Origin of the sequence: Microscilla marina ATCC 23134 (assembly GCF_000169175.1) — a bacterium.
Lineage (GTDB): Bacteria > Bacteroidota > Bacteroidia > Cytophagales > Microscillaceae > Microscilla > Microscilla marina.
In genome coordinates this window covers 30,211-45,611 of record NZ_AAWS01000027.1, presented here as the reverse complement: position 1 = coordinate 45,611, position 15,401 = coordinate 30,211, and the positions used below count along the sequence as shown (strand labels likewise).

9 protein-coding genes are annotated in these 15,401 nt (G+C 41.6%); 6 read left to right on the top strand and 3 right to left on the bottom strand.

The annotated features are described in order from the left end of the window. Window positions 1-48: 48 nt before the first annotated feature. From M23134_RS22485 to M23134_RS22475, 3 genes are all read left to right on the top strand, one after another. Window positions 49-1,956: an FG-GAP-like repeat-containing protein gene (locus M23134_RS22485; RefSeq protein WP_004156371.1), complete on the top strand. Its 1,908-nt coding sequence runs from the start codon at window positions 49-51 to the stop codon at window positions 1,954-1,956. A gap of 36 nt (window positions 1,957-1,992) precedes the next feature. Next, window positions 1,993-3,057: a PorP/SprF family type IX secretion system membrane protein gene (locus tag M23134_RS22480; RefSeq protein ID WP_004156368.1), complete on the top strand. Its 1,065-nt coding sequence runs from the start codon at window positions 1,993-1,995 to the stop codon at window positions 3,055-3,057. Between the two features lie 180 nt (window positions 3,058-3,237). Beyond that, window positions 3,238-4,560 (top strand): tetratricopeptide repeat protein, encoded by a 1,323-nt coding sequence (locus M23134_RS22475; RefSeq protein ID WP_045114120.1) that lies wholly within the window; start codon window positions 3,238-3,240, stop codon window positions 4,558-4,560. 58 nt (window positions 4,561-4,618) lie between these two features. On the opposite strand, the gene M23134_RS22470 is transcribed toward M23134_RS22475, so the two are convergent. Continuing rightward, window positions 4,619-6,796, bottom strand: coding sequence for a 7TM diverse intracellular signaling domain-containing protein (locus M23134_RS22470; protein WP_004156364.1), 2,178 nt, complete (start codon window positions 6,794-6,796; stop codon window positions 4,619-4,621). 199 nt (window positions 6,797-6,995) lie between these two features. Further along, window positions 6,996-11,156, bottom strand: a complete 4,161-nt coding sequence (locus M23134_RS22465) for a PAS domain S-box protein (RefSeq protein ID WP_004156363.1) — start codon at window positions 11,154-11,156, stop codon at window positions 6,996-6,998. A gap of 165 nt (window positions 11,157-11,321) precedes the next feature. Here M23134_RS22465 and M23134_RS22460 point away from each other — a divergent pair, with 165 nt between their 5' ends. Next, a complete protein-coding gene (locus M23134_RS22460; protein ID WP_004156361.1) occupies window positions 11,322-11,852 on the top strand; it encodes a hypothetical protein in 531 nt (176 codons plus the stop codon). On the opposite strand, the gene M23134_RS22455 is transcribed toward M23134_RS22460, so the two are convergent. After that, complete coding sequence (locus M23134_RS22455; RefSeq protein ID WP_004156360.1) at window positions 11,849-13,252, bottom strand: MATE family efflux transporter; 1,404 nt, start codon at window positions 13,250-13,252, stop codon at window positions 11,849-11,851. The two genes, M23134_RS22460 and M23134_RS22455, sit on opposite strands and share 4 nt — an antisense overlap. 191 nt (window positions 13,253-13,443) lie before the next feature. On the opposite strand from M23134_RS22455, the gene M23134_RS22450 reads away from it, so the two are divergent. Both M23134_RS22450 and M23134_RS22445 read left to right on the top strand, forming a co-directional pair. Continuing rightward, the gene (locus M23134_RS22450) at window positions 13,444-13,983 is read left to right on the top strand and encodes a hypothetical protein (protein WP_004156359.1); all 540 of its coding nucleotides are present in this window, start codon (window positions 13,444-13,446) and stop codon (window positions 13,981-13,983) included. A gap of 302 nt (window positions 13,984-14,285) precedes the next feature. Then, window positions 14,286-14,507 carry a hypothetical protein gene (locus M23134_RS22445; RefSeq protein WP_004156358.1) on the top strand — a complete coding sequence of 74 codons (222 nt, stop codon included), beginning with the start codon at window positions 14,286-14,288 and terminating at the stop codon, window positions 14,505-14,507. Window positions 14,508-15,401: the final 894 nt, after the last annotated feature.

Here is a 15,401-nt window from a genome sequence, read left to right as displayed (position 1 = left end):
ACTCTCTGAACACTAGTTTTTAACAAAGCTCTTATTACACATTTAATTATGCTAAAAAAAGAAGTAATTGCAAGAGTACTATGCCTGTTGTTGCTTAATACCAGTGCATGGGCACAAACTTTTACAGAAGTAACCAACCCGGTAAATGGTAGTACAAGTTTTTTGGGGGTGTACAACAGTGCCGTGGCTTGGGGAGATTATGACAACGACGGTGACCTCGACCTGGTAGTGTCTGGTTTCAATAGTGTAAACGCCAACAATGTAACCACTACGCAGATTATCACCAAGCTGTACCAAAACAACAATGGAGCATTTACCGACACTGGTACCGAACTAGTGGGTGTTCAAAAGGGGGCAGTGGCATGGGGAGACTATGATAGTGATGGTGATCTTGACCTAATAGTAACCGGAGAAGATGCCGAACGGGCTACTGTGGCACACCTTTACCGCAACGATGGTGGGGCATTTGTTGACAGTGGTGTTGCCCTTCAGGGAGTTTCGTCAAGTGCAGTGGCATGGGTAGATTACAACAACGATGGTTTTTTAGATCTAGCCATTACAGGTAGCAGTGACGGTTTGCCTACAGGCGCCTCTACCATTATTTATCGTAACAACGGACAAGGAGGTCTGGAGAACAGTGGTATTACCAATATTCCAGGGTTTTATAACGGCTCTATTGCTTTTGGCGATTATGACAATGACGGTGATGCTGATCTTGCGTTTATGGGGACTACTGATGGCTTTTCTACTGGGGTAACCACGCAGGTTTACCGCAATAAGGGCAACGGCTCGTTTGAAGATAGCAAATTAGCGGGTTTTAAGGCAGTGGCCTGGGGCTCTATTGCCTGGGGAGACTTTGACAATGACAGTGACCTTGACTTGTTGCTTACCGGCTGGGACAGCACACAAGCAGTGACCAAAATTTACCAAAACGACTTGGTAAACGATACAGTAGTATTCAATGATATTGGTGCCAACATTGCCCAGGCTGACCAAGGCAAGGCTTTATGGGGCGACTATAACAGTGATGGCAACCTGGATATACTGCTAACGGGGCGCAACGATTCCTTGAAAAAAGTGTATTCGCTGGTGTATCAGGGCAATGGTAGCGGTGGCTTTACAGTCTTGACGGCAGATACTACCGCCAAGACTGTAACAGATGCCCAAGTAAGCAGTGCTGGCTGGGCTGACTATGACAACGACGGTGACCTGGATATGGTCATTGCCGGATTGGACAGTGTAAACTTTGACGGCAGAACAATTCTTTACCGCAACCAAACCTCTACTTTTGCAAGCAATACGCCACCCGCTACCCCCACAAACCTCACAGTAGCAATCAATCCGGCACAATCCAATACTTTGGTACTCAACTGGAATGCTTCCTCTGACAGCTCTACCCCTGCCAGTGGTCTGAGCTATAACCTACGGATAGGGCTCAGACCAGGCGAGCTTCAAACCCAATCGCCTCATGCCAACCTGACTACCGGACTAAGACAGATAGCGCAGGCAGGTTATATTCAAGGCAATACTACCTGGACACTGCGCAACCTTAGCTGGGGCAAAACTTATTATATTAGCGTACAAGCCATCGACCAAAGTTTTAGTGCATCGGGTTGGTCAGAGGAGGTAGCCATTACCATAGACCCAGGGATCAATCGTAATGCTTTTTTGCCCAATACTTTTACTCCAAATAATGATGGAACCAACGATTTTTTTAGAATCGTAACCCACGAAGATGTAAGTGAAATTAACTTTAGGGTGTTCGACCGCCTGGGCAAGTTGATGTACCAAACCAGTGATGTAAACGAGGCGCTCAATTTTGGGTGGAACGGCAAACTCAACGGTAAAGACCAACCTGCTGGGGTATATATGTGGTATGTCAAAGGCAAGTTTACCGATGGCAAAACCCTTACATTCAATGGTAACAATAGCGGAAGTGTGGTTTTGGTACGTTAGTACCTGCTTCTTTCAAAACATAAAATATAGCATATAATGAGTTTTTTCAAAAAGACATTTGCTGGGTTTTGCTTACTCTTCAGCCTGATTGGTCATACAGCTTTTACCCAAAATATTCAGTACTCACAGTTTCATCATAGCCCACTGTTGCTCAATCCGGCAGCTGTGGCTGCCAAAAGCGAGTTATTGGCACTGCTTAACTATCGTACCCAACTTACCCAAACCGGGCAATCTTACGCTACCTCTATGTTGTCGGTGGTGGTTCCTTTTATCAAACAAAGGTCTAGGAACAATGCCGCCTTTGGTAAGATTGAGCATGTACACCGTTGGGGAGGCATTGGGGTTTCGGTATTGCAAGATGTAGAAAAAGGCAGCGACCAAACCAAGCTAAAAACTACCGGAGGGCACCTTACCTATGCCCATAACATTGACGTGGGGGGTACCAGTTATTTGAGTTTTGGCATGCAAATGGGGTATTTTCGTCGTAGTCTGGAAACCGACCTGGTCACCGAAAGTCAGTTTGTATATGGAGGGGCTGACCCATCTCTTCCGGCAAATGAAGACTTTGTAGGCAGTGCTGTTGGTTTTGCTACTTTTAGTGCTGGAATGATGCTTTATTCAGAGGATAAACATGGCCGGTTTAAAAACTACTTCAGCCTTTCGGCTTATAATTTTAACCAACCCAATGTTACTTTTTTTGAGCGTGCTGCTAACCAAAACACCGACTTGCTGCCTATGCGTATGGTGGCTGCTGCCGGGCTGAGGGTATACGACAACGATCGCTTTACGGTATTGCCCAAAATACGTTGGATACAGCAACGCAACAGCAGTCAGGTAAATGTGGGAGTGCTCACCAAGATTCACCCCAAACAAGAAGACCCTCACACCAGCATTGGAGTAGGTGCCTGGTATAGCATTGACAATGCCATGATATTTTCGTTTGAGTATTACACCCCTCATTTTATTTTGGGCTTAAGTTATGATCTCCGCTTTGGTTCTAACCTTGAACTGGGCGAGGGCAATGGTATACCAGAGGTAGCGCTTGCTTTTCGCAAATTGATTGGAGAACCTAAAAGGAAGAAAAGAAAGATTAAGAAATAGTGTGGGCAGGCTAAGTTTCAAGCTATGAGTAGCAAGTATACAACTTGGCACTTGTGGCTCGAAGCTTATCGCTCTTGAATAAATTCACCCAATCTCCTCCCCGTTTACACTTTATTTTTTAACTTCGTCCTCGTTTGAAATTCATATATTCCTATGCTCAAAAGGTTATTAATCATAGTTATGGCAAGCACACTATGGGCTTGCGACCGCTACGTGCGTGAAAACGACACGGTGTACGATGTACCAGATACTGACAACTATCTTTCGGGGGCAAGTTTCAGGGCGCTGAACGATGCCATTGAAAACTACCCCAAAAGTGCCGAGAATTATTATAAAAGGGCGTTGTTTCATTACCGTAAGGACAACTATGACAAAACTTTTGACGATGTGCAAAGTGCCATCAAAGCAGATAATCAACAAGCCAAGTATTACTTTTTACTGTCTCAGGTATACCGCCAAAACAAGGAGTTTAAAAAAGCGCTTTCGGCTATTTTGCACGCCCGCAAGTTAGCCCCCAAAAACCCTGAAACACTCATTCAATCGGGCGAACTTTTACTCATCAATCAAAAGTTTGATGCTTCGGGCAAAACACTGAACCTTGCCACGCAAATGCTGCCCAAAGACCCTCGCATCGACTTTATCAAGGGTAACCTTGCTCTAGAAAAACAAGATACCGCAAATGCCAAGCGTTTTTTGTTTCGTGCCATTCGCAAACGTCCCGATTATGCCAATGCTTATAACAGCCTGGCTACTTTGTTTAATCGGTATGACATGCCCAAAACAGCCATTAAGTATGCCAGCAAGGGATTGGAATATGAGCCAGAACACGATTATTTAAATTACAATAAAGCAGAGGCTTATCGCCAAAGACGCAAGGTGGATAGTGCCCGTGTTTTTTATAAAAAAACCTACCAGACAAATCCCGAAATATACCAGGCAAGTTATTACCTGGGGCGTTACACTTTCGACCTGGGCAAATACAAAGAGGCACAAGAGTATTTAGAAAACACCTTAAAGTATAACCGTAAGTTTGAACGTACCCACTACTACCTGGGGCTGTGCTACACTTATCAAAACCTTGACCAAAAGGCATTGAAAACCCTCAAAACAGCCATGGAGCAAGACCCTAATCATATTGCTTCGCGTGATGCTTATTGGGGTATTCGTAATAAAATAAAATTAGAAGAGCTCCGTCGCCGTGAAGATTCTATCAGGCAGGCATACTATGAGCAAGAACAAGAATATTTGCGTAAGCTGCGAGAAAAGGAGAAGAAGCGCCAGGAGGCTTACAAAAAAATGTTGCAGGAGCAACAGGAAAGAGTCAAAAAGCAACAAGAAGAATATCAGCGTAAGCTTAAGGAACAACAAGACCGAATAAAAAAACAGCAAGAGGAATATCGACGCAAACTGAAAGAACAACAAGAACAGATCAAAAAACGCCAACAAGAGTACTTACGAAAGCTAAAAGAGCAACAAGAAAAGAAGAAAAATGGGGGTGAGTAAGTATTTTTTATAGTTTGCAAAGTGAGCATCAGCAATTACTAATTGCTGGCTAAAATCACTATAACTTTAACCCAACCCACAAAATATCATCGCGCTGTTCGGTGTCTTGCATGTGTTGTTGCAATGCTTGGGCAAGATGCTGCTTTTGTACTGGAAGCGCCAAGTGGGAGTTTTGCAATAACACCTTTTTGAGCTGTGCACTGCTAAATTTACGGCGTTGCTCATTGTTTTGGTCAAGCAAACCATCAGACCCCAGATAAAGCAAGCTATGTGGAGGCAATTCAATACGATGTGTTTGGTAAGGTTTTTTGCCTTTAGGCTGAAAGCCCCCTACCGACCTTCGAGTGCCTGTAATTTCGTGTAAGGTATGTTGTGGCGGACTAATGTACCATAAGTTGCTTTTGGCTCCGGCAAATATGACCTCAGTAGCTTGTTTGGGCAATGAAGTAAACGTCACCACTGCGGCATCCATGCCTCCTTCGTAGCCCTTAGAGGCTTCTTGTTGCTGAAAAACCATTTGTACCTCACGATTAAGCGCATCGAGCACCTTGGTGGGTTGGGTAACGCCATTAATTTTAATGATTTTATCCAGTAAATTATTGCCTATAAAAGTCATAAAAGCCCCTGGTACTCCGTGCCCGGTACAATCGGCCACTACCAACACTTTGGTTTGCTGATAGGTATACAGCCAGTAAAAATCACCCGACACTACATCTTTAGGTCTATTAAACACAAAGTAATCGGCAAAAGCCACTGCCATACTTTCGCTGGGTGGTAACAAAGCTACCTGAATCATTTGTGCTGCTCTGAAGCTTTGCCCTATACGGGTACGATACAGAGACAATTCATCATTTTGCGCAGCAAGCAATTCGTTTCGATTTGCCACTACCTCTTGAGTCATTTTTAGGGCATCATTATTTGTTTGTACCTCTTCGTACGCCAACTGTAACTCTTTGGTTTTTTCTTCTACCTTTTGGGCAAGCAAGTCGTTTTGTTGTTCGACCAAACGCAGGTTTTCAGCCTGCACTACTTCTTTCTCTTTTTTGAGCAAATTCCATCGGTCGCCCAGTGCCAGGGCAAACAAGAGCGCCTCCAGGCTTACACCAATGTAAATGCTATGGTGAAACAGTTGATGAGAAGGCAAAACGCCCTCAAGCGCCAAGATATGGATAAATACACTAGAGATGGCAAAGAACCAACCCATTACATAAAAACGGGCATTTTTGAACCCCTGGTACCACATATATACACCTGCTCCCAACAAACTGCACATATATACCATAAGTATTAATTGATAAGGCATCACCGTATGCACAAAGTGTGGATAGCGGAATAAATTGAGTAATGGAAATATGCCCGAAAGGAGTATTGTAATTGCTTGTATCCAGCGAGACAAACGGGGGGCGATGATTGACAACTGAAGGTAGTGTATAACAAACAAACTGATAACAATAAATATAGGGTTGCTCCACACATAAAAATATTGCCACCAAAAGCTCCCATAAAACAACGCATAGCCATTGTTGAAGGGAACATTGACAAAAGAGTAAAGCAAATAAACTACATAGATGAGGTATATCTTGTCTTTAGTAGAGTAAAAAAGCATCAGGTTGTACAACGCAAGGGACAAAATAACGCCTAAAAAGCCTGCCAGGATATAGTCATACACTTTTATGTGTTTGTGCAATGCCTGAAGGGTACCTGCTTGAAATACGTGGTAATGGGTAAAATCACCTGCTTTGCGCAAATAGTAGGTTTGCACTGAGTCAGACTTAGACAAGGGCACATAATAAAAATTAGAGGCTACTAACTTATTTTCTTTTGGGCGCAACACCCCTAACTTGATGGGCGAGGCATACTTACCCTTAGCGTTGGGGCGATAAAAGTCGATATAATAAGCAAATGAGTCACCCGTTTCCAACCAAAGATCTTGTCCGGTTTTGTTTTGCAATATAAACTTAAACCAAAGCACCGACTGGCTGGGCTGTTGATTAAAAATATCTTTGTTGAGAGGTTTAAACTGTCGTTGTACCTTGGGTTGCCCGATGTCTTCTAAGCTGAGCTGTGCGGTGGTATCTTCATAATACAATACCTGCTTGCCAATCAACTGCATTTGTTGGGTTTGGGTAATTACAATGGTAGATTGCCCATAAGTGGTGTATAGCCCCAGCCATAACAATAACACCAGGGTTGAGCTAAAACAATAGTCCTTTGATTTATTTTTCAGAAACAACATCGTAAGTTGTATAATAATGATGGGTAAGCCTCACTTGAACAAACTCTTATTTGCTTTAAACGGGTAAGAAAGGTAAAGGTAACAGCTAGGACCAAATTATAATGTTTCAAAAACACCAATGTAGCACACAAGCTCAACACCTAAATGCTCACTTTAAACACTCAATATGTAAACGCTTATATAAACTTCAATAATGTATTTAATCAATGTTGAGCCATTTTATAAGCAAATCTTCGATCATTGTCTGGGCAATGGGCTTGCTCAAATAATCGTCCATTCCCGAAGCTAAACATCTTTCCTTTTCACCCGCCGAAGTATTGGCGGTAAGCGCAATAATTTTGGTTGGATGAGAAAAATCCTGCTCCAATCGCCTTATTTCTTTGCAAGCCTCATGCCCATTCATCACAGGCATTTGTATGTCCATAAAAATAAGGTCAGGCGCTTCAGTTTGGTACTGTGCTACTGCTTCGGCTCCGTTGAGGGCTTCTTTGATCGTAGCATTGGGCAGAATACGTTCCAAAATACTTTGTGTGAGGATAGCATTAATCTCATTATCTTCTACGATCAACACTTTGTAAGCCTTTTGGTTCGCATAATTTTCTACACGTCGAGTATGCGCCAGTTTATGCAAGGCACTGTATAACTGCTGCCAGTGGGTAGGTTTTACCAGGCTTTGCCCTACCCCATACTCGTCGCATTGTTGTTGAATAGCTTCACTATTGCCCACACTGCTTAACAGTATAATTTCTTGTTGCGCACGTAGTATTCTTAAGTCCTCTCTAATTTTTTTGATGCATTGCAAACCATCCATAAAAGGCATTTGGTAATCAATCAAAATAACATCATACCGTTGCCCTTGGGTAAGCTTTTGCAAAAGCTCTATGCCATTTTTGGCCAACGACACCTCCAGGCCTTGTCGATGGATCAATTCACGCATTACCTGACGGCTTTTTTCATTATCATCTACCACCATCACTTTCTTTATTGTGGTAAGGTCAGTCCATTTGCTATCCTGACTGTCTGGCTCATACTTAAAGCACACATCAAAATAAAAAATACTACCTTCGCCTGGTACACTTTTCAGCTTTAGCCTGCTTTCCATGAGCTTCAGTAGTTTGTTGGTAATAGTAAGTCCCAGTCCAGTGCCACCAAATTTACGCGTAGTTGAAGCATCTTCCTGAGAAAAAGCTTCTAACACTTTGCTTTGTTTTTCGGGAGCAATGCCCACCCCTGTATCTTTAACCGAAAACCGAAAAATAGCTTCATTGTCTGGCAGTTGCTTAAGTAGCTCTACCTTAAGTACTACCTCTCCTGCCTCTGTAAATTTTACTGCATTAGACATCAGGTTGGTCAATATCTGTTTAAACCGTACATCATCTGCGTATATAAATTGAGGCAAATCATCGGACAGGTCTAACAACAGCTCCAGTTTTTTTTGGTATACAGTATATTTTACTACTGATACTACTTGGTTAATCAGGTGCATCAGGTCGGTTTGGGTAATAGAAATTTCCATTTTGCCTGCCTCTATTTTAGAAAAGTCCAAAATATCGGTAATAATGTCAAGCAGGGTGTGGGCTGACTGGTGCACCGTTTTGAGGTACTCTTTTTGTGACTCATTCAGTGAGGTTTCGAGCAACAAGTCCACAAAACCAATCACTCCATTGAGCGGAGTCCTTATTTCGTGGCTCATATTGGCTAAAAACTCTGACTTGGCTTTACTGGCTTGTTTAGCTTTTGCTTCGGCTTCTTTTATATAAGTAAGGTCTATGCTCAACCCTGTACCAAAAAGAGGGTTTCCACTGTTGTCATACTCTATATAAGCACTGCTTTTCAAATACTTGGTTTTGCCTCCGGGAGTAATCACCCTAAACTCGTTTTCTTGAATAGTGATACCCAAATGAAAAAAGGTAGCTATTTCTTCTTTGAGCCTGTTTCGGTCGTCAGGGTGCACTAATTGCTCAATCCAACTTTGTTTTTCGGTTTTAAACGTCTGGCGGCTTACCCCAAAAATTTCATACATCTTGTCGTCCCAAATAGACTGCTCAGTTTTATAGTTGTGTTCCCATACACCAATAGAGGCCGCTTCATAAGCCAGTTGAAACTTATGGTTGAGCGATTTAAGTTCTTCTTCATTGCGTTTGCGCTCGTCAATATCAAGGCAAGTACCTACTGCCCTGAGCGGAGCTCCGTGTTTAGCCCTCACAAACACCTTTCCTGTATCCAACACCCACTTACCCGATTTAGTCATTAGGCGTTGCTCTTCTCTATAAATAGTAGTTTTACCTTCCAGGTGATCGCTCAGGGCTTGTTCTACTCTGGGCATATCTTCGGGGTGTACCCTTATCTTTTCCCAAGTACTTATGTTGGGAGCAATCTCTTCTGGTGTATAGCCTAAAATTTTAGCCCAACGTTCGTTAAAAATAATTTCTCCAGTTTGAAGGTTCCAATCCCAAGTGCCCAGCCCTGCACTACTCAACGCAAGCTCCAGACGATTTTCGCTTTCCTTTAAATCCTGAAGCATTTGTTTACTTTCCGTAATGTCAAGCTGGGTGCCTTTGATACGCACCAGGTTGCCCGCTGCGTTTGTAAAAGCAGCCCCTTGTAACGATACCCAACAATAAAAGTCATCCTTACGGCGAAGCCTGAAACTCCATTCTATCTTTTGTACTTCACCTGCCATTACCTCCGCTATTTTTGCATTCAAAAGAGGTTGATCATCGGGATGCACCCTACTTGTAAAATCTTCAAATGTATTGAAAACATCTTCTTCTGCATACCCCAACTGCTTTTTCCATTCAGGCGAGTATTCAACAGTGTTGGTGTGCAAGTCCCAATACCACAGCCCTACGTTGCCTGCCTGTACTGCTTCTTTCAAATCTCTGGTAGTGTCGGCAAGCGCCTTTTCCATCGCCTTTCTACCAGTAATGTCCTGAAGATTTGACAAATGTAAGCCCGCTTGAATATTGGGCACCGCATGAAACTCTGTAATACGCCTGGTTCCGTCTTTGCAAATTACCTCATACTCTCCGGTGAGGTATGCCTGGTTAATAAAAGTTTGCCATATCTTCTTACCTTCTGTCTGGTTGGTACCTGGAGTAATGTCCCATACACTCAAATTCAACAACTCTGCTTTGCTATAGCCTAGCAGTTTACAAGCAGCAGGGTTTACATCAACGTAGCGCCCTTCGTCATTTACCAGCAAGATAGCATCCAAGGCATTTTCAAATAAACTTTGATAAATCAAATGACTTTGCTGAAGCTCTTGTTGAATCTTGATATACTCAGTTCTGTCGCGCCCAATCAACATCAATACTTCTTCGCCAGGCAAATGAATAATTTTCCCCAACACTTCTACCAATATAGTCTTCCCTTCTTTGTTTACCCACACTGTATCCAACCTGGCTTCTTCTTTTTCAGCCAACTGTTTAGTCCAGTTTTGTAAGGTCTCATCTCGTACTTCAGCAGCAATAATATCATTTCTGTTAAGTTTTTGAAGCTCTTTTTTGCTATGACCCAACAGTTGCACAGTAGCTTGGTTGGCATCTATTATTTCCCGGCTTACGGGGTTTATCAACATAATGGCATCACTTGCCAGCTCAAACAATGCCTGGTATTTGCCTTGGTGTTCGGTCACCTGTTGTTGGTAATGGTGTAACCTTGTAACATTGTTGGTAATGATGATAATAGAATCAAGTTGGCCATTTTCGTCAAACACGGGCTGGTACACGTTGGTAAAAGTAAAGCCCTTGATTTTCACCTTGTGGCTAAACGACTGCTTACTCTCCAGCAAATGCATTTTGTCTAACAGTGCCTGATACACCATTTCTGGGGCAAAGTCTTTGAGGTGTTTTCCTTTAAATAATTGGGTGCCAAGCGTGTTCTGTTGGTAAGTTTGTCCTTGTGGGTATATCAAACACAGGTTTTTGTCTACAATGGTAATGGCTCCACCAGGGTAATTATTTATCAAGGCTTCGAGCTGGCGATGATAACGCAAAGAGTTGTGGGTAACAGCCAAAGGTTTGTTTACCTCGTGCCCAAAAAAAACTACCTGCTCTTGTTGAGGGGAAACCTCAAATTTCACCTGATGTTCCTGGGCTTGCTTATCAACAAAAACAAACGCTTGTTCAATGTTTGTTTTACCTGATAAAACCTGCTTCAGAGCAGATTGCTCCTGAGCTTGCCAAGCATATATATACGTACCCACCAATTCTTGTTGAGTGTACCCAAACCAAGCCGTCGTTCCTTGATTTACCCACATAATTTCTCCGGTAATACGGGTAACAATTACCGGTAAACGGGTACTATTCGCAATAAAATTGAGCAACTCAGTATTAACAGACGCTGGTATATGCCCCATAATTTAATAATAAGTGAATCGTATATTTTTGATGTAGGTCGACAGGTGTTTTTGTTATGAGCATTGGCACAAAAACGAATATTGATAAAATTAGCAAAAAAAAACTATTTCACAAGGTTTTCCTGAGGTTGGTATTTTCGCAAAAAGTATGTACTTTGACACTACATGCAACTTATCGACAAAGCCACATCTAAAGGAATTATATACCACGTATTTAGAGACGAGGAGGGTTTACTGTTTGTAAAATTTGACAATGGACACCTGTCTGCGGCTACTGGTCGCCCCATTCTCAAACAACTGGGCAAGGGGTCTATCAAGGATGATGGTACCTTTACAGGAATACTCACCATGAAAGACAAACACGGCCACTACCTTGACCCACACGTCAGGGGAAGCTATGTACTTCGTTTGTTGATTGATACTGAAATAAATTCCGGAAAAAACTTTGAGCGTTTCAAATCTACCTGGGTAGCAGGCAGTGGTATCTCCGACAACTTGAACACGTTCAACAAAGGATTAGCGCAAGAACTGAGTGAACCAGAGGCAGCACGCCAAACCTGGACTGGACAATGGCTCAAAAAAAACTATGATTTTGAGCAAGTGCACCATGTCAAAGGACAATATACCTTGGCTCCCAACATAAATGGTACTCCCTGTAGGCACTATACTGAGGTAACTGTAGTTTTTAGCCCTTAGTTTTTGTTTTGTTGTACAATGGCATCGTGGCTGTAATAATGCTTTCGGTAGACCAATGTAAATGCTCCCATCAACAATATAGTGGCAAGCTCCGCCACTGGCTTGGCAGCCCATATCCCATGAATACCCATCACACTAGGTAGGAACCATACAAACAAAAGTACCAAACCAATGCTTCGGGTAACATTCATTGCTATAGCCAACAGGGTTTTGCCTATAGTTTGCAAATACAACGACAACACATTGTTAACTCCCAAACCAACAAATAACCAAAAATAAATGCTAAATGCGGGGTTGGCAAGTTCGTAAAAGGCGGACGACGCATTGCCCGAAAATAAGTGTAACAATGGTTGACTGGTAAAGCTACCTAACAAGGTGATAAAACACCCTAAACCCAACGCAAACAACATGCAAAACTTAAGAATAGCCAGTACCCGATCGGGCTTACCAGCTCCCACATTAAAAGAGATAATGGGCTGCATGGCTATGAATACTGCTACCAGAAACCTGAAAAATATAAAACTGAGGTAATTGATTACCCCAAAAGCAGCTACGGCAAGTTTGCCATAACCAATCAAACTTTGGTTAACAATAATAAAGCCTACCGCAAAGGCAATTTCTGAAGCAAAAGAGGGAAGCCCCAACAAAAAAAACTGTTGCCATTCGCCCAACCTGAAACGCAAGCGAAACCCCTGAAAATGTAGGTTTTTTTTACCTTTTGCTATGTAAAAGCCAATATAAAGCAATGCTATCAATAGTGATATTCCGGTAGCAATAGACGCCCCGGCAACTCCCCAGTTAAATACCATCACAAACAACAAGTCGAGTCCAATATTGCACACCGAAGCCAGTAAAGTAGCATTGCGGCTTACCTTCGGTGCCTGATCGTTGTTGGTAAAGCCACCCCATAATACCCTCAATAAAAATATGGGTAACCATAACAACGCCCAAAAAGTATAGTCGAGCGTATAAGTAAACACTTTGCCTGATTCGTTGCCTGCCAACAACCTGGTCATCGGCTCAGCAAGCCAAGGGGCACTTAAGGCTACTATTCCTCCCAATACAAGACTAATAGTAGTGGCAAACTGAAAAACCTCCAAGGCTTTGTCTGGGCGACCCAACCCAATATTTTTTGCAAACAAAATGCCTCCCCCTATCATGAGCATCAATACTATAGCAATAAAAATAATAAGTACAGGTGCGTATAATCCAATGGCAGCCACTCCGTCTTTGCCCACTTTTTGTCCAAGTATAAGCCCATCAGCTATTTGGTGAACAGTCACCGAAAGCATAGAAACAACCGCAGGAAAGTAATACGAAAAAAACAACCGACTGACAGGGGTTTTGCTCAGGTCAATGGCTGGTTTTTCAGGGCTCGTATTTTTAAGTTTCAGTGTCATGGTAGCAAATAATGTAGTTTGATGCGTAAAGGGTTTTGATTAAAAAGCTTGCAAAGCAAACAAAGTAACGGTTGATTAACAAATCTGTTTGCTAATTCCAGCGTTTAACACTTAATTTGGTAAATTTGTAAAAGAATAAGCACACTTAAAGTGTCGTGCAGAACTGTTTAAATGATAAAAAATAGAACAAAATGAAAGTAATGAAAAGGGTGTATTTTATCATTGTCACCATGTTGGCAATGAGTGCCTGTGGCAATAGCGGAGAAATTAAAAGCGAAAAAGTATCCATTGAGGGAAACAAAAAAAAGATGGAAGCATTGGCTAAAGAGTTTCCCGCATTTAAGAACATATTGATGTTGGAACTCAAAAAAGCCCAACAAAAAATCAATCAAGCAAACGAGATGAGCAACGGCAAGGAAAAAGCCAGCTTGCTTGCCGAAGCCAACACAATACTTGAAGCGCCTTTTATAGAGAAGCTTTCGAGCATTAAGAAAGAGCTTGCCGCTGTAAAAGAAAAACAAAAAAAAGTGCAAGCAATGCGTTTTAGTGGCAAGCAAAAAGAAATGGCTGCCAAGGTAATGGAAGATGCCAACAATATTGTGGTAGAAGTAAATGGCATAATGAACAAAGGGGTAGCTGGAGTAAACGAAGCCAATGATATTTTGAGTGAGAAATCGGGCAGCTTACGCTCTATATCTGCCGCGCTTTCTCGCTTGATTGATAAAAAATAAGCTATTATCAACATAACATCAAATTTTGATGAACGTGTGATGACCCTTTCGGGCTGTTGCACGTTTTTTTGTGTCATAGGCAAAACAGGAGAGTAAAGTTTTGAAAATACAGGGCTAACCCAACCAGTTATACCTTAAGCTATTAGTAGCTTCATTAACTGTTTTGACAACAGGTATAAGTTCTGTTCAAAACTTTTGTTTAGCCAAACCTTGTATCCCTTTTTTTACGTTTACAGCTAATAATACAGCTTGTATTAATTCAAGAAAGATATCTTCACAAAAATAAACATCAAAATACGACTATGAAAGATTACAATGGAAGAAAGTTGAGTATAGGCGACCAGGTCATATTCCCTTACTTGCCTGTAGATGGTGGCTTTTTAGCGTTGAAACAAGGCACCATTACCAAAGAACACAAAGAAGGTTTTATGGAGGTCAGCTTTGCTCAGGCAACAATGAGCAATGCTGCCAAAAAAAACGATACCCGCGTGGTGTATGTAGCAGATGTAATCAAAGCAAGATAAAAACCTGAGGTAATAAATAGCATAAAAAGAAGGCTACCTATAGTTGCTTTAGGTGAGAATGACATACTCCTATTGGAAAGTCTTCTCTAAACTCCTCCCCCCTGCCTCAGTATAGGCTTGTTCTCAATCGAATAGGGTAAAGTAGGGAATCAATCTACCCTACTTCACCCCTTTTAACTCCGAAGGCAAAATTTAAACATACTCTTATTTTACTTTCTTTACATTTATTATATAACCGTAGGCATTTGAGGGGTTGACAGGGCAGTATTTATTTGGTACAGGCTAAAAGTACGACTACGTTTAGGGGTATAATGGAAGGAAATGTTACGACAGGTAGTAAAACCCACTATATATCGTAAAATATAATCAAGAAATTTTCAAGGGTTTTAAGTCTGAAAAAGAATTTACTTATGTCAAGCTTTTGATAAACAGGCACTTAAGATACGAAAACTAAATAAATAAGGTATTGGCATTTAGTTTGACTTATTAACTAATATTATTACGCAACTCCCCCGTTTTTTGAAGATTGTAGAAAAATCCTCAGCAGGTAAAGAAAAGTCGTTGGATGCTAAGAATCTTATCCCAGTAAACCCATCTTTGTTTTTAAATATTTGTTTGTTTAACAGAACAGGTATTTCCAACAACCAAGTATAAACGTAAATATAATTTGCGCAAAGTTTCAAATGCAATATTCTAACAATGGCGTAATTTGGAATCAAGATATCCTCCTTGTCAAAGCGTTTACTATTATTTTCACATTCCCAAATCAGATGGTATCCTTAAGTGAATTAATGCAGCCTTAAATCAGCAAGATCAAAGTCATCAAGGCAAAACTGCTACTCTAAGTATAATTTTCATTGATAGTCAAGGTATTAAGCTAGTACCTTTTATCAG